Source organism: Corallococcus sp. AB038B (genome assembly GCF_003668955.1).
In the GTDB taxonomy this organism is placed as follows: Bacteria; Myxococcota; Myxococcia; order Myxococcales; family Myxococcaceae; genus Corallococcus; species Corallococcus exiguus.
Genome location: NZ_RAWO01000014.1, coordinates 87,552 through 112,987, shown reverse-complemented (window position 1 = coordinate 112,987; position 25,436 = coordinate 87,552). Strand labels below are relative to the sequence as shown.

Below are 25,436 nucleotides of genomic sequence, written 5' to 3'. Positions count from 1 at the left end.
GTCGCGCTCTTGGGACGGGGCCTCGCGGTAGGAGCCTTGAAGCCCGTCCTGCGCGCGGTGCCCACCCTCCGGCACATCCGCGGGCCCCTGTCGCCAGGCCCAACCGCGTGGATTCACATTCCTGCTCGTCTGCCCTGCGACCGGGCGGCGGTGATGCCCACGGCTGACGGGGAATGCCCGGCACGCGTGTTCCCGTTGCCCGCCGACCCCGCGAGCGCACCCCCGCGCCGTGAACCCCTACGAGGAGTCCACATGCGCTTCCGCCAGACCCTGACGACCATCGTCTGCGCCGCCGGGATGCTCGCTGCCACCGTCGGCTGTACCGGCAAGGTCGAGCCCGCGCCCGCGACATCCACACCTCCGGGCACAGCCGGTCCACCCATCATCACTCCGCCCGGGCGGCCCCAGACGCCGGCCGACGCGGGCACGTCTCCTGGCGCGGACGGAGGCGTCGCCACGGATGGCGGCACCACTCCTACGGACCCGCCAACGGATCCAGTGGATCCACCGCCCACGGAGGAGCCCCAGGAGCCCGAACCGCCGCCGCCCGCCGAGCCGCAATACACGCGCGTGCTCTGGGTGTCCCCCAGCGGCAATGACTCCGCGGCCGGTACGGAAGCGCTGCCCCTGCGCACGGTGGCGCGAGCCCTGTCCCTGGTGAAGCCCGGCGAGGCGGTGTTCCTCAAGTCCGGCACGTGGCGCGAACACGTACAGCTGACGGAGCGGCAGGGCACGGCGGACAAGCCGTTGACGCTGAGGGCCGCACCGGGCGCCACGGCCATCCTCAAGGGTGGCTCCATTGGCGAGACGGCGCTGGTGGACGTGAGCGGCGCGTACTGGAACATCCAGGGGCTCACGGTGGACGTGGGCGGCGAGTCCACCTTCGCGGTGATGTGGCGCGGCGCGGGTGCGCACCACGGCGTGCTCCGGGACAGCATCTTGAAGAACGGCACTGAAGGCGCGGGCGTCTACGTGACGGAGAAGGCGCACGACGTCCTCATCGAGGACAACGACATCTCCCACTTCGACAAGGGCGACGTGGACAGCCACGGCGTCTGTGTGCAGACCTCCGCGAGCAACGTGGTGGTGCGCGGCAATGACATCCACCACAACTCTGGCGACGGCGTGCAGTGTCTGGGGCCAGAGGGCGGCGCCACCCATCCGGGCACGCCGTTCGACAACCTGCTCGTGGAGGACAACCAGCTCCACGACAACCGGGAGAACGGCGCGGACATCAAGACGTGCACCCGCGTCACGCTGCGCGGCAACACCATCTACAACCACCGCGAGGTGTCCACCTCCGCGGGCGAGGGCGTCATCGTCCACATGTCCCCGTCCGACGTCACGTTGGAGGACAACGTCTTCTACGCCAACGCGCGCGCCATCCAGATTGGCGGCAACCGCGAGGGTGCGCCCCCCACGCGCGTCATCCTGCGCCGCAACCTCATCCACGACGGCCTGGGCGAGGCGGACGGAGAAGAAGGCACCGGCATCCGCATCGACGCGTCCGTGGACGTGAAGGTGCAGCACAACACCGTGTGGAACCTGAGCGGCGCGTGTCTCATTTTTGGCACGGGCTCCAATGGCGCGAGCCAGGGCCTGGATGTGCGCAACAACATCTTCGCCGGCTGTGGCATCGCCGCTCGGAGCGGCGCGGGCCGGAGCGGCGCGGTGGTGGACGGCAACCTGTACTTCCGGAGCAGTGGCGCGGCGGTGTTCAACCTGGAGGGCGCCACCCTGGGCCTGGCGGACTGGCGCACGAAGGCTGGCCTGGACAAGCGCTCCCAGGAGCGCGCGCCCGGCTTCGTGAACACGGGCTCGGACGACTACCAGCTCTCCGCGCAGTCCCCCGCGCGCGAAGCGGGCCTGTCCCTGGGCCTGCCCTTCTGCGGGGCGGCGCCGGACCAGGGTGCCTTCGAGTCAGGCTGCCCCTGACCCCGGGGGTTGTGTAGACTCCGGGGCCCCTCGCTCCGGAGTCCAGCGCCCCGTGTCGGCCCCGTCGGAACCCGCCTTCGGCATCGTCCTGGTCCCCCCAGGGTCGGTGGCTCGAGAACCCCTGAACGCCGCCGCCGAGCGCGCGGGCCTGCGCGTGGTGGACGACCCGGACGACGCCGCCCTGGCGCTGGTGGACCTCACCGCTCCCGGCTGCGGACCCGCCGTGGTGGAGCTGCTCACGTCCCTCAACGGGCCGCACCTCACGCTCCTCGCGGTGGTGTCCCCGGAGCCGCGTGGCTTCGCCGCCGTGGACACGCTGCGCCCCGCGGACATCGTCACCCACCAGGGCCTTCCGCACGAGCTCACCTGGCGCCTGCAGCGCGCCGCGGAACGCCACCGCGAGCGTGAGGAGCAGGCCCGCAGCCAGACGGACCTGGCGCTGCTCTTGGAACTCACCGCCGACTACGCGGAGAGCTCCGACGTGGAAGCGCTCCTGCACGGCGTGACGCGGCGTCTGGCGGAGCAGCTGGACATCGCGCGCGCCACGCTGGTGATGGTGGGCGGCGGCGTGGACGAGGGCGTCATCGTCGCCGCCAGCGACGACCCGGGCATGAAGGACCTGCGCATCGACCTGGCGCGCTACCCGGAAATCCGCGAGGTGGTGCGCACCGGCAAGCCCGTGGTCATGCAGGAGGCCGCCACGCACCCGCTGCTGGGCGACCTGGAGCGTCGGGCCGTGGCCGCGCGAGGCATCCACGCCATCGCCGCGTTGCCCCTGCCCATCCGCGGCCAGGTGCGCGGCGTGCTGCTGCTCCGCGCGGCTGGGCGCAGGCGGGCCTTCAGCACCCGTGAAATCGACTTCCTCACCACGGTGGCCCACGCGACGGCGGTGGCCCTGCGGAGCGCGTCGGTGCTCCAGTCCGTGCAGACGGCGCGGCTGGCGGCGGAGGAGAAGGCCGCGTCCTTCAAGCCCTACCAGCTCTTCTTCGCCCACGTGAGCGAGGGCGTGGCCATCCTCGACGACGAGGCCGCCGTGCTGTCGCTCAACCCCGCGGGCGCGCAGATGCTGGACACCACCGCCGGTGAGGCCCGTGGCAAGCACCTGAATCAAATCACCCAGCCGGTGGACGACGGCGTGCTGATGGAGCTGGTGACGTCCGCGTCGCGTGGAGAGGCGCGCATGGGCGTGGACGTGGTGGTGCGCACGCCCGCGGGCCGCTGCCTCACGCTGTCCATGTCCGCCGCGCCGCTGCGCGACGAGGACGCGGCCACCATCCTGTCCTTCCGCGACGTGACGCACGCGCGCAAGCTGGAGGACGAGCTGCGCAACACGAAGGACTTCCTGGAGCGGCTCATCGACTCGTCGGTGGACGCCATCATCGCGGCCGACCTGAAGGGGCGCATCATCCTCTTCAACAAGGGCGCGGAGGCCATGTGCGGCTACACCCCGCAGGAGGCCCAGGAGAAGCTCAACGCGCTCCAGCTCTACCCGCCCGGTGTCGCCCAGCGAATCATGGCCCAGCTGCGCGGGCCCGACATGGGCGGCAAGGGCCGGCTGTCACTCACGCGCCAGGAGCTGATGCACCGCTCCGGTGAGCGCGTGCCCGTGAACATGACGGCCTCCATCGTCTACGAGGGCGGCCGCGAGTCCTTCACCGTGGGCATCTTCACGGACCTTCGCGACCGGGTGCAGCTGGAGCGCAAGCTGTCCGACGTGGAGACGCGGCTGGAGGAGAGCGAGAAGAACGCCGTCATCGTCGCGCTCGCCGGCACGGCAGCCCACGAACTCAACCAGCCCCTCACTTCCGTGATGGGCTACGCGGAGCTGCTCAAGCGCAAGCTCAAGGAGGAGGACTTCGCCTGGAGGCCGGTGGACATCATCTACCGCGAGGCGGAGCGCATGGCGGAGATCGTCCGGAAGATCGGGAAGATCACCCGCTACGAGACGAAGTCGTACGTGGGGGCGCAGCAGATCCTCGACCTCGACAAGGCCAGCTCCCATGAAGAGTGAGGTCCTCGCCGTGCGCCCGTCCGGAAATCTGGCCCCCGACGCCTTCCAGGCCTTCTTCGACGCGCTGGACGAGCCCGCCGCCGTCTGCGACGTGTCCCTGCGCATCGCGGCCGTGAACCCCGCGCTGCGCCGCTTCTGCGCCATGCATGAAATCAGCGTGGACGTGGTGGCCGAGGCCCTGGCGAGCGCCGTCGCGCCGGAGGACGGGCAGTCCCACGAGTTCGACCTCGTGCTCCAGAGCGGCACGTCGCTGGTGCTCACCCTGTCGCGCCGGGCGGACACCGTGGCGGTGCGCGCCCGTGTGGACACCGAAATCATCAGCGGCCGGCTCGTGGTGGCGGAGCGGGCCCTCCTGGAGCAGGCGCGCACCGAAGGCGTGCTCCTGGACCTGGGCCGCAGCGTGGCGGAAGCCGGCGGCGAAGAGGAGCTGGTGGCCGCGGTGGCGCGCGGCGTGAAGGAGCTCTTCCCCGGCCGTTCCTTCTGCATCCGCATCGTGGACGCGCGCACCGGCGGCCTCACGTCGCTCTACGCGGAAGGCCGCCTCAAGGAGGGCGCGCACGAACCGCTGGTCCTCTTCCAGCGCTCGGTGGAGAAGACCAACCTCACGCCGACGGCGCTGCCCCAGGGGCGGGTGACCATCTCCGAAGAGGTGCCGCTGCTCTTCCACGGCAGCATCCGCGCGGTGAGCGCCCCGCTGGTCGCGAGCGGCCAGCTCTTCGGCGCCATCAACATGGAGTACCCGGAGGGCCTGGACGCGGACCCCGCGCACGACGAGCGCGTGCTGCTCCAGCTGGCCAGCCAGGTCGCCGTGGCGGTGAAGAACGCGAAGCTCATCGACGAGCTGACGTTCGTGCGCAAGTACCTGGAGGAGCTGCTGGAGAAGGCCAACGCCCTCATCCTGGTGGTGAACCGGGACAAGCAGGTGGTGGTCTTCAACCAGGCGCTGAGCGCGCTCACCGGCCTCACCAAGGAGCAGGTGCTGGGGCGGGATTTGTCCTCCCTGGTGGCGGACAGCGAGCAGCTGCGGCTGGCGCCCGTGCTGGCGGCGGCCATGCGCGGCGAGTCCGTGAACAACTTCGAGACGCGCCTGCTCACCCGCGACGGCGGCGAGGTGCGCGTATCCTTCGCCACCTCCTCCATGCAAACCCAGCCGGGTGAGGTGGAGGGCGTCATCGTCATTGGCCAGGACGTCACGGTGGTGAAGGAGCTGGAGAAGCGCATCATCCACGCGGAGAAGCTGGCCTCCATCGGGCAGCTCGCGGCCAGCGTGGTGCATGAAATCAACAACCCGATGACGGCGGTGGCCACCTACGCGGATGCACTGTTGCAGCGCTCGCGGATGACGCCGGGCGCGAACCCCGCGGACCAGGAGAAGCTGAAGAAAATCCTGGAGAGCAGCCACCGCATCCTGCGCTTCACCCGCGACCTGGTGAGCTACGCGCGGCCCGCGCAGGACCGGCCGGAGCGCGTGTCACTCAACGCCGTCGTGGACATGGCCGTGGGCTTCTGCGAGCACGTCGTCTCCCAGGCCCGCGTCAGCGTGCAGCGCGAGTACGCGAGCGACGTCCCGCCCCTGGCCGCCGTGCGCGCCAACCTGGTGCAGGTGTTCGTCAACCTCATCACCAACGCCTGCCACGCCATGCAGCCCGGCGGAGGGGTGTACCTGACCACGATTCAGGAGGGCCCGGAGGCGGTGGTGCGCGTGCGCGACACCGGCACCGGCATCGAGCAGCGCAACCTGTCGCGCATCTTCGAGCCCTTCTTCACCACCAAGCCGGAAGGGCGCGGCACCGGCCTGGGCCTGTCCATCTGCCAGGGCATCGTGGAGAACCACGGCGGGCGCCTCACCGTGGAGAGCACGCTGGGGCAGGGCACCACCTTCACGGTGCGGCTGCCCCTGGCCGCGGATTGAGCGCGAGCGGCGCGGGGCGCTTCAGCCCTCGCCGCCCTCGTCGTCCAGCTCGCGCCGGAACTCCTCGTTCGTGAGCAGGCCCTTGCGCGCCATGATGCGCATCAGCGCCCAGAAGCGGCGCTCCAGCTCCTCCAGCCGGTCCGGCTCCTCGCGCGCCGCCTGGCCGAAGAGGTAGTCCAGGTCGTCCAGCACGCCGCCCCCGCCGGATGCCGGAGCCCGCGGCTTGCCCTTGTCCACCGCGCCGCCGCGCTTGCGCTTCGCCTGCTCCTCGCGCTCGCGGATGAGGTCCGCCAGAGACGTGCGCTGCGTCTTCTCCGACGCGGGCAGCTCCTCGCCGACGATGACCTCCTCGTCGTCCTCCACCACGATCGGCCGCGCGGGAGCGGCCCTCGCGGGCGGACGCGCCGGAGCGGGGCGGGGGCCCGTGGCCACGGGGACCTTGTGGTAGTAGCGCAGGATGGCCCCGCGCACCGCGGACAGCGCCGTTACCCGGCCGCTGACCTTCAGTCCGCTGGTGAACTCAATCTCTTCAATGGCGGTGATGTTCAGCGGATCAGCCATGGCCACCACCAGCTGGCGCTTGCCGCCCACGTTCTCCAACGCGTAGGGGAACAGGTCGTGCTGTTCGCAGAAGCGCGCGCGCAGCAGGTGCACCGCCGCCCAGTCCGGGGTGATCGCCGCCAGGTCCACCTGCGGCATCCCCAGCGCCTCGCTCAGCGCCTGCGCGAGCGTGGCCTCCGTGATGGCGCCCTGCCCGATGAGCGTCACGCCCAACCGCTGCCGCGTCTGCCGCTGCGCCGCGAGCCCCGCCTCCAACTGCTCGGGGGTGATCGCACCGCGCTCCACGAGCAGCTCACCAATGCGCTTCCTGGCCATGGTTTCCCCGCCTAACACGTCACCCGAAGGTGCCCAAATCGCTGGCACGCCTGTTGCGCAAGCCGCTGGAAAGGGCCTGGTACTTGCCCTGTGGAGCGACTTGGCAAGCCGCGAGCCAACGCAAAATTCCTGTGAGATTTCAGTAACTAACGCTGAGGGTGCCTGCCTTGACACGCCTGGGAGCGGTTCCTAGACTCGGCGCCACCGTGATCCAAAATTCCTGCTGCTGACCTGGGTGGATGTCCACCCGGCCGGTAGCAGTGCGGAACGGCTCGCAAGCGCGCGCCGCGCCGCCCATCTGGAGGCTTTCCGTGATGAACCTGGGGTTCGTAGCCAATCTGTCCGTTCTCGCCAACGCCGGCGGAAGCAATGAGACCTTCCTGCAGGAGCTGGGGCGCCGCTGGGAATCCGGTCAGGCCGGCATGTACCCCATCGCGGTCTGCCTGGTGGTCGCGCTCTCCATCATCATCGAGCGCAGCATCGTCCTGTTCGGCAAGGCCTCCATCAACAAGGAAGGCTTCCTGCGCGGCCTGAAGAAGCACATCTACGCGGGCGACCTGGACAAGGCCATCAACTATGTGGCCGGCCAGAAGAACACGCCGCTGACCAACGTCATCAAGGCCGGTCTGATGAACGTGCCGAAGGGCCAGGACGAGGTCCAGGCGGCGCTCGACGAGGCCAGCCTGCGTGAGACGCCCCGCCTGGAGGCTCGTACGGGCTACCTGGCGATGCTCGGAAACGCGGCGATGCTCGCCGGCCTCCTGGGTACGGTGAACGGTCTCATCACCTGCTTCGAGGCCGTGGCGAACGTGAACCCGGCCGACAAGGCGACCATTCTGGCGAACGGCATCTCTGAAGCCATGAACTGCACGGGCTTCGGTCTGCTCACCGCCATCCCGGCCCTGATCGCCTTCTCCGTGCTGATGGGCCGCACCCAGGGCCTCATCAACGACATCAACGAGACCAGCGTCTCCGTGCTGAACCTCATCGTGGCCAACCGCGACAAGTTCAAGAACCTGAACATCCCCGCGTCCGCCCACGCGCACGCCGAGGAGTAGTTCTCCTCACGGCAGCGCCGGTTTGGAACCGGATGTACCGGCGCGCTGTCTGGTAGCCCCGAAGTGGTGGACCCAGACAGGCGCGTCCGTCCCCAGAGTCTTCTTGAACGTCGTTCGTGCGCGAAGAGCGCGGTAGAGCAGGGAGGTAGTCGCCATGGCCGGCGGAATGGACCTGGGCACAGGTGGGAAGGGTGGCAAGAAGCCGCTCGATACCGCCATCAACATGGTGCCCTTCATCGACCTGATGGCAGTGACCATCAGCTTCCTCATCATGACGGCGGTCTGGACCCAGATTGGCCGTCTCCAGGTGTCGCAGGCCGGCGGGGCCTCCACGGATGAACAGCAGGAGGAGGAGAAGACCAAGACGGTCCAGCTCACCCTCCTGGTGTCCGCCACGGAGATGCGCCTCACCGCCGACCAGAGCTCCTTCGACCCCATTCCCCTCACCCGGGATGACAAGGGCCGGCCGGACCTGACCAAGCTGGTGGCGCGCTTCAAGGAGTTGAAGGCGCAGCTGCCGGACCAGTCCGCCATCACCCTTCAGACCGAGGACCTGGTCCGCTACGAGGACCTGGTCCGCATCATCGACGAGTGCATCGGCTCCGGGTTGCCCCAGGTGTCGGTCTCCGCGGCGATGGGCTAACAGGAGAGCACCCAAGCCATGGGCATCAAGGTTCCCGGTAAGCGGTACGGCAAGCGGCTGGAGCACTCCAAGGTCTTCGGCCACGGCGGTCACGGCAAGAAGAACGGCAACGCGGACCTGCTCATCACCCCGCTCGTCGACATGTTCGTCATCATCGTGCTCTTCCTCATCGCGAACTTCTCCGCGACGGGCGAGGTGCTGATGATGACCAAGGACATCGTCCTTCCCGAAGCAGTCAACGTGAAGGAAGTGGAGATGCACCCGGTGGTGATGGTGTCCAACGACCAGGTCAGCGTGTCGGGCACCATCGTGGGCCGGGTCGAGGACCTCACCAAGGACGAGTACCTCAACATCCCCGCGCTGGAAGAGAAGCTGCGGGACATGAAGAAGCAGTTCGAGGACCTGCACTCCATGGCCGGCGGTGGCGAAACCTTCAAGGGTGACGTCAACATCCAGGCCAACAAGGACGTTCAGTTCAAGGTCATCAAGCGGGTGATGTTCAGCTGCGCCACGGCCGGCTACAACAACATCAACTTCGCCGTCATCCAGGCCGGTGGCGCCGCGGCCGGTGAGAAGACCGCCGCAGCCACCCCGTAACCCAGCTTCGCGGCGGATCCCGGCCGGTTCCGGGATCCGCGCTTTACAAAAGACGCCCTGACCCTGCATGGGTCGGGGCGTTCGCGTTTTTGAAAGAAAGGCTCTCCGCCGTCATGCGCCTGCGCGCCGTGCTCTTCGACCTGGATGGGACGCTGGTGGACTCGCTGGGGGACATCGCCACGGCGATGAACCACGCGCTTCAGCAGCATGGCCTGCCGCCGCACCCCGAGGCCGCCTACCTGCGCTTCGTGGGAGAAGGCGTCGCGAAGCTCGCGGAGCGGGCCACGGCCAGCGCGCCGGCCGCGCTCCAGGGGCAGGTGCTGGCCACCTACCACGCCTACTACGACACCCACCTGTTCGACCGGACGTGTGCCTACCCGGGCGTGGAGGCCGCGCTCGCGGAGCTGGCGGCGGAAGGCATCCGGCTGGGCGTGCTCAGCAACAAGTCCGACGACTTCGTGAAGCGGCTGGCGGCGCGGCTCCTGCCGGGGGTGACGTTCACGGCCGTGTACGGCGAGCGGCCGGGCATCCCTCGCAAGCCGGACCCCACCGCGGCGCTGGCCCTGGCGGCGGAGCTGGGCGTGGCGCCGGACGCGTGCGGCTTCGTGGGGGACACCTCCGTGGACATGGACACCGCGAAGGCCGCGGGCATGTACGGCGTGGGCGTCACCTGGGGCTTCCGCACCGCGGAGGAGCTGCACGCGCACGGGGCTCGAGCGGTGGTCTCCTCGGCGGGCGAGCTGCTGGCCGCGCTCCGGACCGCGGCTCCCTGAAAAGCGGAAGGGGCCGCCTCCTTCGTTCGAGGAGGGCGGCCCCTGGGTTACCGCACCGTGGCTTCGTGGATCAGGCGGCCACGGCGAGCTTCGGCTTGGGCTGCTCTGGGACGGCGTTCACCGAGGGCTGACGGCTCAGCATCTTGAGCATCCGGTAGTGCGACGCCACGGCGCTGCGGAAGGTCTTCGCCTCGATGTAGGGCAGGCCGTGCTCGTGGGCGGTGGCCTGCACGATTTCGCTCAGGGCCGGGTAGTGGATGCTGCACACCTTGGGGAACAGGTGGTGCTCCACCTGGAAGTTGAGGCCGCCCACGTACCAGCTCAGCAGGCGGTTCTTGCGGGCGAAGTTCGCGGTGGTGCGCAGCTGGTGCACCATCCACGCGTCCTCCACCTTGCCCTCCGTGTCAGGCAGGGGGAACTCCGCGTCCTCCACCACGTGGGCCAGCTGGAAGACGATGCCCAGGATGAAGCCCGCCGTCATGTGCATGGCCAGCTGCCCCACCACGAACTGCCACCAGGTCACGTCCAGCACCAGCCACGGAATCACCAGCGTCCAGCCGTAGTACACGGCCTTCATCGCAATCAGGCGGGCCCACTCGGCCGGCGCGTGCTTCTTGTCCTTGTAGGGGCCCAGGTCCTTCTGGAAGAAGTACTTGTAGTCCTTGGCGAACACCCAGAAGACGGTGGTCAGCGAGTAGGCCACGAACGCGTACAGGTGCTGGAAGCGGTGGTACGCCTTCCACTCGCTGTGCGGCGACAGCCGCAGCTGCGGGCTCACCGTCAGGTCCTCGTCCATGCCCTGGATGTTGGTGTAGGTGTGGTGTAGGACGTTGTGGGTGATGCGCCACATGTAGCTGTTCGCCCCGATGACGTCGAACGCGAGGCCCACCACCGCGTTCGCCCGCGCGTCGTCGCTGTAGGAGCCGTGCACGCCGTCATGGCCGATGCAGAAGCCGATGCCCGCGATGGCCACGCCCATCAGCACCGCCAGGCCCAGCATGCCCCAGGCGTTGAAGTGGCCGCTGAGCAGCAGGCCGTAGACGCCCGCCGTGAAGCCCATGATGGAGAGGGCCTTCACGTACATGGCCTTGTTGGCCCGCTGCGAGAGGTTCCGGGTCTCGAAGTACTCGGAGACGCGCCGCTTCAGGTCCTCCGCGAAGGAGGCATCGCGCTGGCCAAAAGTCACACGGGTCGGGTTTGTCACTGGGAGGGACGCCTCACGAGAGGGGGACGGCAGGGTGGAGCGGTACGGGCGGGCTCCACGATAGGACACGTCCAGGCGGAAGTGTTCGGGGGTAGAAACTATTCCAAAACACCGCCGGGTCCGAAACCTGTCACCCCTGGTTGCCTGGAGCGTCAGCCAGCGGGAAATGTACCGCCCCGAGAAGGCGTTTCACCCCGAGATCGAGGTTGTTACCTTCGTCGGCGTGAGGGAGACCGGGAGTGGTTCCCGGCTCGACTTCATGCCTGTTCAGGGTTAAGGCGCGGTCTTCGCCCCAAAATATGGCGGCGGGCAGTCCGGCGATTTCGCAGGGTTGCCAGTGGGACAAGGAAGCAGATCATGGCAAGTGGTACGGTGAAGTGGTTCAATGATGCGAAGGGCTTTGGTTTCATCACGCAGGACAGCGGTGGTCCGGACGTGTTCTGCCACCACACGGCCATCCAGTCGGACGGCTTCCGCACCCTGGCCGAGGGCCAGAAGGTGGAGTTCGAGGTGAAGAAGGGCCCCAAGGGGCTCCAGGCGGAGAACGTCCGCCCGGTCGGCTGAGCCTACCGGCTCGGCTGCTCTTCACTCATCCACGAGGTCCGGCCTTGACGGGGCCGGGCCTCTTTTTCGGTCAATGTTTTCCAGGAGGTTCCATGCAGGGAAGGTCCACGAAGCGGCAGAAGGAGATGGCGCGCGCGCAGAAGCAGCGCGAGAAGGACGCCAAGAAGGCCGAACGCAAGACCGAGAAGGACCAGCGTCCGACTCGCGGGTCGGGCGAAGAGGATCCCGACATTGCCGGCATCATTCCGGGCCCGCAGCCGCTGCCCGACGCGTTCAACACCTGAGCATGATGCAACGACACCGCCCCGGCCCATGTGGGCACCGGGGCGGCGGTGGGCGAGGGGCCGGTGGGCCCCTTTTTCATGTCCGGACTCTTCCGAGCTCGCGGGCTCCCAGGCTCCGGAACCGCGTGACTAGCCCATGCCGTATCTCATCCGCTCCTTGTCCTCGGCGCGGTTGTACGCGGTGGCCGCGGCGATGACGTGGCACACCCAGCCGAGGATGCCGCCCGTGCCCAACCAGAAGCCGGGGGTGATGATGAGCCAGAAGACCCCGCGCAGGATGTCACCGTTGTAGATCTGCCCCACGCCGGGGATGAAGAACGACAGCAGCGCAGCAAGACCGGGACGCGACATGGATTTCGTTCCTCCTTGCCTGTTCCTACGGTCCCCAAGTGTGTCCATTGCATCCCCTGCCGGACACCGCCTGCCTGCCGGGCGGACGTACTGGGGGATGGGGTGCAACGCACTGCGGTCCCCGCTAGCATGACGCATGTTCCTCCGGCCCTGGTGTCACGGCCTGGAAGGGACGGGGGGATTCATCATCCAAGGTCGTCCTCAAGCCCGTGTGGCGGCGTTCCCGGTCCGGGGCCTCGTGGAGGTCCTCGCGCTGGCGGCGGTGTATCTGGTGGCCGCGAGAGTGGCCCTGTCGCTGGCCGCGGAGCAGAGCCACATCTGTCCCGTGTGGTTGCCGTCGGGCGTGGCCCTGGGTGGGCTGCTGCTCCTGGGCGTGTCGCGCTGGCCCGCGGTGGCGCTGGGCGCGGGCGCGGTGGCGTACGCCATGGGGGTGACTCCGGGGGTGGGGCTGTCCGTCGTGCTGGGCTCCACGCTGGAGGCGGTGCTGCCGGCGCTGCTGTTCCAACGGATGGGGGGCGCGCGGGAGTTGCACCGCGTGCGCGACGTGGTGTGGCTGGGCGCGGGCGCGGGGCTGGGAGCGCTCCTGGGCGCCGGGCTGGGCACGCTGGGGCTCGTGCTGGGCGGGGTAGTGCCCGCCGCGCAGTGGGGCGCTTCCGGCTGGCTGTGGTGGATGGCGGACCTGCTGGGCATGCTGCTGGTGACGCCGGTGCTGCTCCTGCGCAGGCCGCGGCGCATGGCGCGCTCGTGGGAAGCGCTGCTGCTCACGGCGCTGACGGTGATGGTGTGCGTGGGCGTCTTCGCCTTCCCTCGGCCGGGCTCCGGCGCGGCGCACGCGATGACGTTCCTGCTCTTCCCGCTGATGGCCTGGGCGGCCCTGGGCTTCGGGCAGCGGGGGGCGGCGCTGTCCTCGCTCTCCATCGCGCTGGCGGCCATCGCCGGCACGGCGCGGGAGCTGGGCCCGTTCTTCACGGTGGACCTGCCGCACCGGGGGCTGGTGGTGCTGCAGCTCTTCATCGGCATCACCGCGCTGACGGGCCTGCTGCTCGCGGCGGCGCGCGCGGAGCGCCGCCAGGCGGTGGAGTTGCTGGAGTTGTTGGCCACCACCGTGCGCGCGGTGCACGAGGGCGTGCTCATCTGCGAGGTGCGCGAGTCGGGCGGCCTTCACACCGTCTTCGTCAACGAGGCCCTGTGCTCGCTGGTGGGCCGGCGGCGCGAGGAGCTCGTCGGCGCGGCGCCCGGGGAGCTGCTGGCGTCCGCGGACGGCGGGGACCGGCAGCGGCTGTTGGAGGCGCTGCGCGAGGAGCGTTCGCTGCGCGCGGAGGTGGTGCTGACGCGGCCGGACGGCACGCGGGTGTGGAGCGAGATGCAGCTGTCCCCGGTGCGCGCCAACGGCCAGGCCGTGACGCACTTCGTGGCGACCCACCGCGACGTCACCGCGACCAAGGAGCTGCAGGCGCGGCTGGTGGCCGCCGAGCGCGTGGCGGCCGTGGGCACGCTCGCCGCGGGCGTGGGCCATGAAATCAACAACCCGCTGGCCTACCTGGCGCTGAACCTGGAGGCCGCTCGCAGGAACCTCGCGGCGGAAGGGGCGCAGGCTCCGTCAGGCGTGCGCGACGCGCTCTCCAGCGTGCGCGGGGCCCAGGAGGGCGCGGAGCGCATCCGCCTCATCGTCCGGGACCTGCAGGTGTTCAGCCGCGAGGACGCGCCGGAGCGCGGACTGGTGGACCTGAACGCGCTGGTGCCGCCCGCGGTGCGCGTGGTGCTTCACGCCCTGCGCTCGCGCGCGCGGCTGGTGGAGGACTTCGGACCGGTGCCGCGCGTGATGGGCAGCGAGGCGCGGTTGGGGCAGGTGCTGCTCAACCTGCTGGTGAACGCCCTGCAGGCCATCCCGGAAGGGGACCCCGGCCGCCACGAGGTGCGCGTGCGCACCCGCACGGACGCGTCTGGCCATGCGCGCGTGGAGGTGGAGGACACGGGCGGCGGCATCCCGCCGGACGTACTGCCGCGCATCTTCGACCCGTTCTTCACCACCAAGGGCAACGACGAGGGTACCGGCCTGGGGCTCGCCATCTGTCAGCAGATTGTCCGCACGCACGGGGGCGAACTGAGCGTGCACAGCGTGCCGGGCCAGGGCGCCACCTTCACGCTGCTCCTGCCGCCCGCGCCGGTGCAGAGCGCGGGGAGTCCGCCGTCGCTGCACGCGGTGGCGAGCGGCGAGGAGGCTTCACCGGAGTTGTCAGGGCCGGAGACGGCGGCCTCCGGGCGGCGTGGGCGGGTGCTCATCGTGGACGACGAGCCCCGGCTGGCGCAGTCCATGCGCCTGCTCCTGGAGCCCACCCACGAGGTCGTCACCGTCACGCGCGGCGAGGACGCGCTGGCGAAGGTGGCCGCGGGCGAGTCCTTCGACGTGGTGCTGTGCGACCTTCAGATGCCGGGCATGGACGGCATCGCGGTGTACCGGTGGCTCCAGCAGGAGGCGCCGGCGCTGGCGTCGCGGATGGTGTTCATCTCCGGAGGTGCGTCATCTCCGGAGGCGCGCGCGTTCGTGGAGACGGTGGCCCTCCGGGTGCTGGAGAAGCCGGTGCGCCCGGACGTGCTGCTGTCCACGGTGGAGGCGGTGCTGGAGGGCAGCGCCCCGAAGCTGGCGGTGGGCGGTACGCGCCGCGGCCAGGCCCGCTGAGTCAGCTCAGACGCGCAGCCACTTGCGGGCGGTGGGGCCGAAGAAGCGCACCACGCCGCCCACCAGGAAGAAGCGCACCGAGCGGCCGATGATGGACGCCAGCAGGAAGCGCTCCAGCGGCACCGACACCAGGCCGCTGCCGATGGCGACGATCTTGAACGGCGTGGGCAGGATGGAGCACAGGAGCGCCAGCACCCAGAAGTTCTGGCCCAGCAGCTCGCCCACCGTGCCGGACACGCCGAAGCGGTCCACTCGCACGTTCAGGTCGATGTGCAGCAGCTGTGTGATGCCCTCGCCCACGAACGCCCCCAGGCCATAGCCGATGAGGCCGCCCACGAGGCTCGCCAGGGTGCCCAGCAGGCAGTAGCGCACCCACTTCTTCGGCTGGGCCAGTACCATGGGGACCAGCACCGCGAAGGGCGGGATGGGGAAGACGGAACCATCCACCACCGACACCGCCATCATCGTGGCGAGCGCATGCGGGGTGGAGGAGGCGGCCTCCACGCGCAGGTACAGCCGACGGTACCAGGACAGCTTCGGGGCGTCAGCGGCCGGGGTGGCCGGGGAGGTCTGGGAGGAAGGCTCGGTAGAGGACATTCGGGGGCGCACCCTAGCGGAACCCGGGGCCCTTGCCACCGGGACCCCGGGCCCGGGCGCCTGCCTGATTGGAATGCGCCCCATGCCCCGGGGGCTTACACACGGGGAAGGGTGACCATGACCGCACAAGAAACCGTGGAACGCGCCGTCGGTGCGCTGAAGGTGTTTCCCCTGCCGTCGGCGGTCCTGTTCCCGCACACCGTGATTCCCCTGCACATCTTCGAGCCGCGCTACCGGGCGCTGGTGAAGGACGCCCTCGCCACGGACCGGGTGCTGGCGCTGGGCCAGCTGGAGCCGGGCTGGGAGGGCAACTACGAGGGCCGTCCGCCGCTGCAGCCCCTGATGTGCGCGGGCGTCATCGTCTGGGACGAACAGGTGGAGGACGGGCGCTACAACATCCTCCTGCAGGGCGTCAGCCGCGTACAGATGGTGAAGGAGCTGTCGCCGGACACGCTCTACCGCCAGGTGCGCGCCCAGGTGCTGGCGGATCCGCTCTACACCGGGCCGGAGGAGGAGCAGCTGCGCCAGGCCGTCTTCGAGCTGGCGGGCAGGGTGCCGCCCTCGTTCGCGGAGAGCCTGCTGCCGGTGGCCGCCCGCGCCGGTGGGGGCATGCTGGCGGACGTGGTGGCGTCCGCGCTGGTGCCGGAGCCCGGACGGCGCCAGGAGCTGCTGGGCGAACTGGACGTGCGCCGCCGCCTGGAGCAGGTGCTGGTGGACGTGAGCGACCTCTTGAGTCAGTTGCAGCCGGTGCGCCCCAGCGGACCGCTGAACTAGCCAAGGCCCTCCCTGCGGGGGAACTGAACGCCCCGGGGCCCGGGGCCGCATCATCCGCTTGCCCTGGCCCCCCCATGCGCGCATTGCTCGGGGGCGTCACGCCTTCTTGAGGGAGAGCGACGCACCATGCGGCTCGTGAAGATTGGCATCGCCAGCGTCAACACCACCGTGGGCGCCTTCCAGGCGAACACCGACCGGGTGCTGGACCTGGCGAGGAAGATGGCGGCGGACGACGTCACGCTGGGCGTCTTCCCCGAACAAGTGATTGCCGGCTACCCCGCGGAGGATCTGGTCCAGTGGCAGGGCTTCATCGACCACCAGTGGCCAGAGCTGGAGCGCTTCGCGAGGGAGACCGCGGCGCTGCCGTTGGTGAGCATCGTGGGCGTGGGCGTGGCCCACCAGGGCGTGCGCCTCAACTGCGCCGCGGTGGTGGCGGGCGGCAAGGTGCTGGGCCTGGTGCCGAAGGAGAAGCTGCCCACGTACAACGTCTTCTACGAGGGCCGCACCTTCGGCCACGGCCAGCCGGGCATGGCGGAGACGCACCGGGGCGTGCCGCTGGGTGACTACCTCTTCCAGTTCGACTTCGGCACGGTGGCGCCAGAGGTGTGCGAGGACATCTGGAGCGCGGACGGCCCCATGCGCCGGCGCGCGTACTCCGGCGGCGAGCTGGTGGTGAACCTGTCCGCGTCCCCCTTCCGCCTGGGCTTCTGGGAGACGCGCCGCGAGCTCATCGCCACGCGCGCGTCCGACCACCAGGTCACCATCGCCTACGCGAACGCGGTGGGCAGCAACGACGGCCTCATCTTCGACGGCGGCGGCTTCATCAACCAGAACGGCCGCCACGTGCTGGAGACGCCGCGCTTCCAGCAGGGCTTCAGCTCCGCGGTGGTGGACCTGGACCGCACGCTGCGCCTGCGCACGGAGAACACCACCTGGCGCGTGGACCGCGAGGACTGGGTCACGGCCGGTGGCAGGAAGGTGCCCACCCTGGACTGCACGCAGGCGGTGAAGACGCAGCGCCAGAAGCTGACGTATCCCGTGCCCGCGCACCGCAGCTTCTTCCTGCCCGCGCCGGACACCCGCCGCACCGCGCGCGTCGCGCTGTGCGAGGACATCCTGGACGCGCTGTCGCTGGGCGTGGGCGACTACTTCGAGAAGACGCGCGCCTTCAAGCTGTTCGGCATCGCGCTGTCGGGCGGACGGGACTCACTGCTCACGCTGCTCGTCGCGCACAGGTACGCGAAGCGCGCGCGGCCGGACAACCCGGGCTCGCTCATCCAGGCGTTCTACATGCCCAGCCCGTACTCCAGTCAGCAGACGCGTGACGCGGCGGAGACCATCGCGCGCGAATTGGGCGTGCCCTTCCAGGTGGTCTCCATCGAAGAGGCCTTCGAGCGGGAGAAGGCCGCCGCCCAGACGATGCTGGGGGAGACGAAGCTCACCCCCATCACCGAGCAGAACATCCAGGCCCGCATCCGCGCCCAGCGCATGTGGAACTGGAGCAACTCCTGCGGCGGCCTGTTCCTTCAGACGGGCAACATGAGCGAGAAGTCCGTGGGCTACACCACCATCGGCGGAGACCTGATGGGCGCGCTCGCGGTCATCGCCAACGTCCCCAAGACGGTGGTGATGTACCTGCTGGACTACCTGCAGGAGACCACGGGCTACGAGGGCATCCGCAAGGTGCTCGCCAAGCCCGCCGGTCCGGAGCTGGCGCATGATCAAGTGGGTGAGGAGGAGCTGATGCCCTTCCCCATCCTGGACGCGTGCTTCTACCTGCACGCGGGCGAGAAGCTCACCCCGTCGGAGATGCGCACCGCGCTCACCGCGATGTTCCCGGAGGTGGATGCGGACCGGCTGGGCGGGTACGTGGACCGCTTCGTGCGTCTGTTCCATCAGTCCATCTACAAGTGGGTGCAGGCGCCTCTGTCGCTGCACATCGGCAATCTGGACCTGGACCGTGAGCGCGCGCTGCAATTGCCTGTCGTCACCGGTTCGTCCTGGCTGCGCAAAGCCTGACGGATGTTCTTGGACGTCTGTTTTTGACGGTGGATAGGGGGGCGTCCGAGCCCTCCGTCCCCGTGAAGTGGCTCTGAAACCACGCCTTCCCCCCTGGGGGGCAGGCGTGCAGGTCAGCTGTCTTTGACCGCCCGGGCAAGGCTTGCCGGATGTCCCGCTCAAGACAACCTTCATGTCAGTCAGTCGACGATGGAGGGTTGGATGAAAGCGAAGATTCTGGCGGGCGCCATCGCGGCGCTCATGTATGGGACGGGCGCGGGTGCGGCGGAGAAGGATTGCCCTCCAGGGCAGGCCGCTGTTCCCAAGGACACTCAGAACAAGGACACGACGGCGCAATCCTCTCAGGGTGGGGTCCAGGAGGAGGACCTCCTTATCGAGGAGGCGCCAGTGGATGAATCGCTTCAGGGCACGGGCGGCAGCGGCTCGTCCGGGTCGATCGATGACTCCTCGAAGAGCAGCAAGGACTTGAGCGGCTCCAGCGGCACGGGGGGCAGCGGCGTGGTCTACCTGAACACGCCGATGCGCTGCGAGCCGGTGAACCCGCAAGGGGTGGGCGGAAGTGGCTCCAGTGGCACCACGCCGCAGAGCGAACCGCCCGCTCCGCCTCCCGCGGCGGAGCCTCCCGCTCCGCCTCCGCCTCCGTCCGGCACGAGCAGCGGCGGCATGAGCCAGCAGGACAGCTCGCTGTACGGCGAGCAGGCCACGGGCGGCAGCGGCGTGACCACGCCGCCTCCGGCCCCCAGCTACACGCCCACGGCGTCAGCCAATGAGGACATCCAGCCGCTGGAGGTGGAGAAGAAGAGCAAGAGCGACAAGAAGGGCCTGACGCTCCTCATCGGTGGCGGTGTGGAAGGCTACACCGGCGCCCTGGCTCCGCAGATTGCCCCCGGCCCCTCCGCGGCCGTGACGGCGTCGCTCAGGCCGACGTCCGTGCTGGGTGTCGAAGTCGGCTACTCCGGCGCCTTGAACAACATCAAGGACGCCGGCTCCTTTGGCGCGGATGACGGTCCGGACCTGGTGCGCAACGGTGGCCAGGCGGCTCTGACGCTCGCCATCACGCCGACGGCGGTGCAGCCGTACCTGCTGGGCGGCATCGGCATCAGCAACTACCACTTCCGCGGCGGTGAGGCGCTCGGCTACAGCGACGACACCGTGGGCAACGTCCCGGCGGGCGTGGGCGTGCGCGGCCACTTCGGCCACTTCACCGCGGACCTGCGTGGCTACTACAACTTCCTGTTCGACAAGCAGTTCGCTCCGGACATCGATCCGGGCGGCAGCGACCCGTCGGGCGGCGGTAGCTACACGACCACGCTGAACGTGGGTGGCACGTTCTGACCTGAAGTCCATGGCAGGACCTGGCGGCGGGGTGTCCGGAATCATCCGGAGCCCCGCCGTCACTTTTATTCCGGTCCGGGGCGGGGCATTCAGGGAGGCGGGAGGCTGCGCCCGGCATTAGAGTGCCCATCTTTCCAAGGGCGGATTCCCGCCTTGAGGAGCCTGGCATGAGCTTGGGAGTGGAAGACGTGAAGGTCGGGACCGGGACGGAAGCGGTCGCGGGCAAGCGGGTGACGGTGCACTACGTGGGCACCCTCACGGACGGCAAGAAGTTCGACAGCAGCCGGGACCGCGGTCAGGGCTTCACCTTCGGGCTGGGCGCGGGCCAGGTCATCCAGGGCTGGGACCAGGGCGTCGCGGGCATGAAGGTGGGCGGCGTCCGCAAGCTCACCATCCCGCCGGAGCTGGGCTACGGCTCGCGCGGCGCGGCCGGTGTGATTCCCCCCAACGCCACCCTCTTGTTCGAGGTGGAGCTGTTGGACGTTCGGTAGGAGGACTTCATGGCGACGCTCGAAATCACGAAGGACAATTTCAAGGAGACGGTGGGCAAGAGCGGCATCGTCATCCTGGACTGGTGGGCGACCTGGTGTGGTCCCTGCCGCGCGTTCGCGCCCATCTTCGAGAGCACCTCCACCAAGCACGCGGACGTGGTGTTCGGGAAGATCGACACCGACGCGCAGCCGGAGCTGTCTGGTGCTTTCGAGATCCGTTCCATCCCCACGCTGATGGTGTTCCGGGACGGCATCCTCCTGTTCGAGCAGCCGGGCGCGATGCCGGCGGCGGCGCTGGAGGACCTCTTGCGGCAGGTCCGCGCGCTGAACATGGACGACGTGAAGCGCGAGGTCGAAGCGCAGCGCGCCGCGAAGGAAGCGCCCAAGGCCTGAGGTCCCGCCGGGGCCTTCCCGCGTGACGGGGAGGCCCTACGGCGCGGCGACGGTGCAGACGCCGCCGCCGTTGAGGTGCGCCTGATCCACGATGCTCTGGGTGACGAACTCCTGGAGCGTGCGCAGGGCGTAGGCGCCGGGCTGGTAGACGACAGGCTGGCCCTGCGTGTCACGCAGATCGCCGCCACCCAACCCGCGCAGGTCGAGCAGGTCCTGGGATGCCAGTCCCTCCGGCGTGATGGCGTGGTTCGCGTCCGCGGTGGCGGCGATGGCCTCGAAGCGCAGCTGCACGCCGCGGTGGGTGCCCAGCCGGTCGTAGAACATGTGCTCGGCGTGGATGGTGACCTCCGCCTCCGCCACGGAGCTCTCCGGCACGACGATGCCCTGGGTGCCGTCCACGCCGTTGATGCAGTCCACCATCCGCGCGTCGACGGGGAAGCCCATGCGGAAGGTGTAGAGGCCCAGCGTGGGGTCGCGGTTCTGTGCGCGGCCCTCCACGAAGTAGCTGAAGCCGCGCTCGCGCATCATCGTCAGGTCGTCCGCTGACACGGACGTGCCCGCCACGGTGCGGGCCTCTGGAGGGCTCACGCGGAAGGCCACGCCGTAGCGCCCCGCCTCCAGGCCCGTGAGGCCGGTGAGGGGCACGTCCCCCTTCTGCACGTCCACGAGCAGGTGCTCCGTCGTCGCGTGCACGTCGCCGGCCGCGGAGGTGAGGGTGAAGTCGCCCAGGGACACCAGGTACTTGGTGAACTGCACGGACCAGCCGTCCTGGAAGAGGTGATCCGCGTAGCCGCGCTGCGTGCCGTCCCCGCCGCTCAAAGACACCCGCACGTCGCCCCGCGCCACGGCGTCACCGCAGCCGGAGGCCATGAGCGCCAGCGCGCCTGGCAGCAGGCCCCGGGTCCACTTGCTTCGTCGGTTCATGCATCCGGTTGGTATTTGTAACTATGTTGCAAGTCAAGTCTGGGTTGCGATATCCACGGACGGCCGTTGGAGAGGCTGCCCGTGCCGGGTGGGCCCCGAAGGCCGAGGTCGTTGCCCGTGTTCATCCCGACGCTGGTGCTCTGGCTGTTGAGCGCGTCGCCCGAAGCGCCCGTGACGCCGCCCGTTCCCGTGGAGGCACCGCCGCCCGTGATGCCGGCGGACGTCCCACCGTTGACGGAGGCCGTGCGGGTGCTGCTGCGGCTGACCATCGACAGCGGGGGAGAGGTGTCCCAGGTGGAGGTCCAGGAGTCCGGGGGCACCGCGTTCGACCGGGCCGCGATGGCGGCGGCCCTGCGCTGGCGCTTCGAGCCTGCGCGCCAGGGAGAAGAACCGCTGGAGGTGCGGGTGGACGTGCCGGTGATGTTCGAGCCGGTGGCCCTGTCGCCTGTGATGGAGGTGGAGGAGCCCGCGCCCCCTCCGAAGCCGGAGCCGCCCGCGTTCTCCACCACGGTGCGGGGGCAGTCCGCCGCTCCGCCTCCGGTCGCGGTGGGCGACTTCCACATCACGGTGGGGCAGCTGGCGGACGTGCCTCGCAATTCAGCCACGGACCTGATGCTGCTGGCGCCGGGGGTGATGCTGGCCAACCACGGCGGGGAAGGGCACGCGGAGACCGTCTACCTGCGCGGCTTCGACGCGGGCGAGGGCAAGGACGTGGAGATCCGCCTGGACGGGGTGCCCCTCAACGAGGTCTCCAACGCCCACGGTCACGGCTACGCGGACACGTACTTCATCATTCCGGAGCTGGTGCAGTCGCTGCGCGTGACGGAGGGCCCGTATGATCCGTCCCAGGGCGACTTCGGTGTGGCGGGCACCGTGGAGTACCAACTGGGGCTGGAACAGCGGGGCATCACCGCGTCCGCCAGCTACGGCAGCTTCGCGTCGCGCCGGTTGTCCCTGGTGTGGGGCCCGCCCGAGTCCACCGCCGCCACCTTCGTCGGCGTGCTGCTGCGCCAGGGGCACGGCTTCGGTCCCAACCGCGCATACGCGAACGCGGGCCTGATGGCCCAGACGGAGCTGCGCCTGGGCCCGGAGACGAAGCTGCGCCTGTTCGGCGCGAGCTACGGCGCGCGCTATGGCTCCGCGGGCGTGGTGCGGGAGACGGACGTCGTGGACGCTCGGCTGCCGTGTGAGCCGGATGCGGACTCGCAGTTCTTCTGCCTCTACGACCCGAACCAGGGCGGCGCGAGCCAGCGCCACATCGCCTCCGTGGAGCTGACGTCCCGGCTGGAGCGTGGGGGCCGCTTCGTGCAGCAGGCCTTCGCCATCGCCCGGCAGATGCGCAGCCGCGAGAACTTCACCGGCTTCCTCCAGGACACGCCTCCCATCGGCGAGGCCCAGCGCGGCGACAACACGGAGCAGTCCTACCAGGGCACCACCGTGGGCCTGCGCGGCCGCTACACGCCGGGCCTCACCTGGTGGGGTCAGCCGCAGCCGGTGGAGCTGGGCTACGTGGCCCGCTACGACAACGTGCACACCCGCGCGCGGCGCCTGCGCGACAAGGGCGGCGCGCCCTACGCCACCGTGTTCGACAACCAGGTGCGCGTGACGAACCTGGGCGCGTACCTGTCCCTGCGAGGCGCGCCGCTGGAGTGGCTCACGCTGCGCGGCGGCGTGCGCGTGGACACGTTCCTGTTCGGCGTGGAGGACCTGAACCGGCCGGCGGAGGACCGGCAGGGGGCTCGCATCCCGGAGGAGTCCGTGGAGGCCTACGGCTTCTTCGCCAGCCCTCGCGCCAGCGCGGAGGTGCGCCTGACGCCGCGCCTCACGTGGCTGACCAGCGCGGGCCTGGGAGCGCGCTCCAGCGACGCGGCCGGCCTGTCCGACGCGGAGTTCGCGCCCTACGCGCGAGTGACATCCGGGGAGACGGGCCTGGGCTGGCGGTGGGGCGACGGTCCGTCCTCGCTGGAGCTGCGGAGCGCGGTGTTCGCCACGCGCGTGTCGCAGGACCTGGTGTTCAGCGAGACGACGGGGCGCAACCAGCCCATTGGCCCATCGCAGCGGCTGGGCGCGTTCGGCAGCGCGCGCTTCCTGTGGGAGCAACACCTGGACGTGCAGGCGAGCCTCGCGTGGGCCCGCGCGACGCAGCCGTTGCCTGGGGCGCCCTCATGGAGGCTGTGGGACGGCGCGGTGTTGCCGTACATCCCGCAGTTGCTGGGGCGCGTGGATGCGTCTTGGCGGGGCACGGCTACCGTGGCCCGACAGCCGGTGGGGTGGAGCGTGGCGCTGGGGCACAGCGCCATCGGGCCCAAGCCCCTGCCGTTGGATCGCTACAGCGAGTCCATCTTCCTCTTCGACGTGGCGGCCCGAGCGCGCTGGCGCGCCGTGGAGCTGGGCCTGTCGGTGGAGAACCTGCTCGACGCGCGCTGGCGGGAGTCCGAGTTCAACTACGTGTCCAACTTCCGCGGCCCCGACGCGCCCGCGTCCCTGCTGGCCACGCGCCACTTCTCCGCCGGTGCACCTCGCACCGTGCGCGGCACCCTCACCGTGTACCTGGACCTCCAGGAGGACCGGCCATGAAGCACTACTCGCGTCGAGCCTTCACGTGGATGTTGGGCGGAGCGCTCGCGGCGGGCTGTGGCCTGTCCGGAACTGGAGGTCGGAGCATCACCTTCCGCATGGGGCTGCGCACGGCGCTCGCGTCCGGTGAGTCCACCGTCGGCGCCTTCACGACCGACACCGGCTGGCGCGTGACGCTCACCACCGCGCGCCTGGTGCTGGGGCCCATCTATCTGTTCGAGAAGGCCTCGCCCCTCCAGCCCCAGGCCCTGCTGCGCCGCCTGGGAGACGTGCTGCTGCCCACCGCGCACGCGCACGAAGGGGACTTCTTCTCCGGGGGCCGCGTGCTGGGCGAGTGGGACAGGGAAGTGGTCTTCGACCTGCTCGCGGACGCAGGGCAGGCGCGCGTGTTGGGGCGCTCCCCTGGCATCGCGGGCATGGCGCGGTCGCTGTCGCTGCTGCTCCAGCCGCCATCGAGCGCCCTGGGAACGGAGGCGGACGTGATGCAGGGGCGCTCCCTGTTCCTGGAGGGCGTCGCGACCCAGGACTCGGCACGCGTGCCCTTCCGCGCCGCGATGGACTTCCCGCCGCCTGTGGAACTCCAGCGCGTGGACTTCGTGCCCATCGAGGTGGACCTGGATGACGAGGGCCTCTTCGTCCTGGAGCCGCAGCCGCACCGCTGGTTCACCGGCGCGCGCTTCGAGCGGCTGACGGTGCCCGCGGATGGGACGCCGGTGGAAGTGGGGACGGACACGCAGGTGTACCGGGCACTGAGCGTCAACGTGCGCCGCTTCGACGCATTCACGGGCGCGTGGGAGCCCGCGGTGTGATTCACACCTGCGTCCAGAACGGCGCGAGCACCAGGTCCGCCTTGCCGAAGGGGTCGGCGCGCACGCGGTCCTCGCTCACGAAGGTGTTCAGCAGCACCCAGCGCTCGTGGTCCTGGCGGAACACCTCCACCACGCGGTGCACGGGGTTGATGATCCACGCGTGTCGGATGCCCGCGCGGGCGTAGCGCGGCAGCTTGATGGTCAGGTCCAGCTTCGCGGTGGCGGGCGAGAGCACCTCGCAGACCCAGTCCGGCACGCGGTCGATGAACGAGCCATCCGGCAGGGTCGGCGGCCGTCCGCTCATCCAGCCCGCCAGGTCCGGGACGAGCACGTCCTCGCCCAACAGCAGCCGGGGCTCGGAGGTCCACCACCAGCCCTCCGGCGCGCGTCCCATGAGCGGCGTCATGCCCTGCTTGCGCGTGATGGGCGGCGACGAGACGTAGAGGATGCCATCCAGTGCTTCGCCCACCAGGTAGTGGGGCAACGTCTGCACTTCCTCGTGAGGGGCGAGCGTCCTTCGGGGAGCGGCGTGGCGCATGCGGTAGGCCTCCGGGTCCGAGAGATACCGTCACCGTAGCGGGCAGACCTTCACGCGGCATTGGACCGGCGGGGTGGCCCACCTTGTCCTG

At 69.8% G+C, this 25,436-nt stretch carries 23 protein-coding genes; 17 read left to right on the top strand and 6 right to left on the bottom strand.

Annotated elements, in window-relative coordinates:
* Positions 1–252 precede the first annotated feature (252 nt).
* From D7Y04_RS36110 to D7Y04_RS36100, 3 genes are read left to right on the top strand one after another with little or no spacing between them, the layout of a single operon-like run.
* A complete protein-coding gene (locus D7Y04_RS36110) occupies positions 253–1,935 on the top strand; it encodes a nitrous oxide reductase family maturation protein NosD (protein ID WP_121762265.1) in 1,683 nt (560 codons plus the stop codon).
* 52 nt (positions 1,936–1,987) lie between these two features.
* Complete coding sequence (locus D7Y04_RS36105; RefSeq protein ID WP_171807013.1) at positions 1,988–3,946, top strand: PAS domain S-box protein; 1,959 nt, start codon at positions 1,988–1,990, stop codon at positions 3,944–3,946.
* A complete protein-coding gene (locus tag D7Y04_RS36100; RefSeq protein WP_120595932.1) occupies positions 3,936–5,858 on the top strand; it encodes an ATP-binding protein in 1,923 nt (640 codons plus the stop codon). Before D7Y04_RS36105 ends, D7Y04_RS36100 begins: the two co-directional genes overlap by 11 nt.
* Positions 5,859–5,879: 21 nt before the next feature.
* On the opposite strand, the gene D7Y04_RS36095 is transcribed toward D7Y04_RS36100, so the two are convergent.
* Entirely contained in the window at positions 5,880–6,734 is an 855-nt protein-coding gene (locus D7Y04_RS36095; protein ID WP_121762264.1) for a general secretion pathway protein GspE, read from the bottom strand.
* Between the two features lie 314 nt (positions 6,735–7,048).
* Between D7Y04_RS36095 and D7Y04_RS36090 the strand changes: the two genes are divergently transcribed.
* The 4 genes from D7Y04_RS36090 (at position 7,049) to D7Y04_RS36075 (ending at position 9,805) form a co-directional block, all read left to right on the top strand.
* Positions 7,049–7,792, top strand: a complete 744-nt coding sequence (locus tag D7Y04_RS36090; RefSeq protein WP_120574841.1) for a MotA/TolQ/ExbB proton channel family protein — start codon at positions 7,049–7,051, stop codon at positions 7,790–7,792.
* 154 nt (positions 7,793–7,946) lie between these two features.
* A complete protein-coding gene (locus D7Y04_RS36085) occupies positions 7,947–8,435 on the top strand; it encodes a biopolymer transporter ExbD (protein ID WP_120574842.1) in 489 nt (162 codons plus the stop codon).
* An 18-nt stretch (positions 8,436–8,453) separates the two neighbouring features.
* A complete protein-coding gene (locus tag D7Y04_RS36080; RefSeq protein WP_120574843.1) occupies positions 8,454–9,032 on the top strand; it encodes a biopolymer transporter ExbD in 579 nt (192 codons plus the stop codon).
* A gap of 113 nt (positions 9,033–9,145) precedes the next feature.
* The gene (locus D7Y04_RS36075; protein ID WP_120595930.1) at positions 9,146–9,805 is read left to right on the top strand and encodes an HAD family hydrolase; all 660 of its coding nucleotides are present in this window, start codon (positions 9,146–9,148) and stop codon (positions 9,803–9,805) included.
* Between the two features lie 70 nt (positions 9,806–9,875).
* Here D7Y04_RS36075 and D7Y04_RS36070 read toward each other — a convergent pair whose 3' ends face one another.
* Positions 9,876–11,009, bottom strand: a complete 1,134-nt coding sequence (locus D7Y04_RS36070) for an acyl-CoA desaturase (protein ID WP_120595929.1) — start codon at positions 11,007–11,009, stop codon at positions 9,876–9,878.
* Positions 11,010–11,366: 357 nt separating this feature from the next.
* Between D7Y04_RS36070 and D7Y04_RS36065 the strand changes: the two genes are divergently transcribed.
* Both D7Y04_RS36065 and D7Y04_RS36060 read left to right on the top strand, forming a co-directional pair.
* Entirely contained in the window at positions 11,367–11,573 is a 207-nt protein-coding gene (locus D7Y04_RS36065; protein ID WP_120547587.1) for a cold-shock protein, read from the top strand.
* Positions 11,574–11,665: 92 nt separating this feature from the next.
* Complete coding sequence (locus D7Y04_RS36060) at positions 11,666–11,857, top strand: hypothetical protein (RefSeq protein ID WP_120595928.1); 192 nt, start codon at positions 11,666–11,668, stop codon at positions 11,855–11,857.
* Positions 11,858–11,986: 129 nt separating this feature from the next.
* Here the strand turns inward: D7Y04_RS36060 and D7Y04_RS36055 are convergent, their stop codons facing one another.
* Positions 11,987–12,208, bottom strand: coding sequence for a hypothetical protein (locus D7Y04_RS36055; protein ID WP_120560975.1), 222 nt, complete (start codon positions 12,206–12,208; stop codon positions 11,987–11,989).
* A 211-nt stretch (positions 12,209–12,419) separates the two neighbouring features.
* Here D7Y04_RS36055 and D7Y04_RS36050 point away from each other — a divergent pair, with 211 nt between their 5' ends.
* Positions 12,420–14,888: an ATP-binding protein gene (locus tag D7Y04_RS36050; protein ID WP_368666431.1), complete on the top strand. Its 2,469-nt coding sequence runs from the start codon at positions 12,420–12,422 to the stop codon at positions 14,886–14,888.
* Between the two features lie 6 nt (positions 14,889–14,894).
* Here D7Y04_RS36050 and D7Y04_RS36045 read toward each other — a convergent pair whose 3' ends face one another.
* Positions 14,895–15,485, bottom strand: coding sequence for a YqaA family protein (locus D7Y04_RS36045; protein WP_121762262.1), 591 nt, complete (start codon positions 15,483–15,485; stop codon positions 14,895–14,897).
* Positions 15,486–15,602: 117 nt separating this feature from the next.
* Between D7Y04_RS36045 and D7Y04_RS36040 the strand changes: the two genes are divergently transcribed.
* The 5 genes from D7Y04_RS36040 (at position 15,603) to trxA (ending at position 20,497) form a co-directional block, all read left to right on the top strand.
* Positions 15,603–16,259: an LON peptidase substrate-binding domain-containing protein gene (locus D7Y04_RS36040; RefSeq protein ID WP_120595925.1), complete on the top strand. Its 657-nt coding sequence runs from the start codon at positions 15,603–15,605 to the stop codon at positions 16,257–16,259.
* 126 nt (positions 16,260–16,385) lie between these two features.
* Positions 16,386–18,278 (top strand): NAD(+) synthase, encoded by a 1,893-nt coding sequence (gene nadE / locus D7Y04_RS36035; RefSeq protein ID WP_120595924.1) that lies wholly within the window; start codon positions 16,386–16,388, stop codon positions 18,276–18,278.
* Between the two features lie 201 nt (positions 18,279–18,479).
* Positions 18,480–19,613, top strand: a complete 1,134-nt coding sequence (locus D7Y04_RS36030; RefSeq protein WP_171813166.1) for a hypothetical protein — start codon at positions 18,480–18,482, stop codon at positions 19,611–19,613.
* Positions 19,614–19,780: 167 nt separating this feature from the next.
* Positions 19,781–20,104, top strand: coding sequence for an FKBP-type peptidyl-prolyl cis-trans isomerase (locus tag D7Y04_RS36025; RefSeq protein WP_120595922.1), 324 nt, complete (start codon positions 19,781–19,783; stop codon positions 20,102–20,104).
* 9 nt (positions 20,105–20,113) lie between these two features.
* Complete coding sequence (trxA, locus tag D7Y04_RS36020; RefSeq protein ID WP_120595921.1) at positions 20,114–20,497, top strand: thioredoxin; 384 nt, start codon at positions 20,114–20,116, stop codon at positions 20,495–20,497.
* A 36-nt stretch (positions 20,498–20,533) separates the two neighbouring features.
* On the opposite strand, the gene D7Y04_RS36015 is transcribed toward trxA, so the two are convergent.
* A complete protein-coding gene (locus tag D7Y04_RS36015) occupies positions 20,534–21,421 on the bottom strand; it encodes a hypothetical protein (RefSeq protein ID WP_120595920.1) in 888 nt (295 codons plus the stop codon).
* A 117-nt stretch (positions 21,422–21,538) separates the two neighbouring features.
* On the opposite strand from D7Y04_RS36015, the gene D7Y04_RS36010 reads away from it, so the two are divergent.
* The gene (locus D7Y04_RS36010) at positions 21,539–23,998 is read left to right on the top strand and encodes a TonB-dependent receptor domain-containing protein (RefSeq protein WP_199749789.1); all 2,460 of its coding nucleotides are present in this window, start codon (positions 21,539–21,541) and stop codon (positions 23,996–23,998) included.
* The gene (locus tag D7Y04_RS36005) at positions 23,995–24,807 is read left to right on the top strand and encodes a hypothetical protein (protein WP_121762260.1); all 813 of its coding nucleotides are present in this window, start codon (positions 23,995–23,997) and stop codon (positions 24,805–24,807) included. The genes D7Y04_RS36010 and D7Y04_RS36005 overlap by 4 nt, the downstream gene beginning before the upstream one ends.
* A 1-nt stretch (position 24,808) precedes the next feature.
* Here the strand turns inward: D7Y04_RS36005 and D7Y04_RS36000 are convergent, their stop codons facing one another.
* Positions 24,809–25,345, bottom strand: coding sequence for a Uma2 family endonuclease (locus D7Y04_RS36000; RefSeq protein WP_120580398.1), 537 nt, complete (start codon positions 25,343–25,345; stop codon positions 24,809–24,811).
* Between the last annotated feature and the right edge of the window lie 91 nt (positions 25,346–25,436).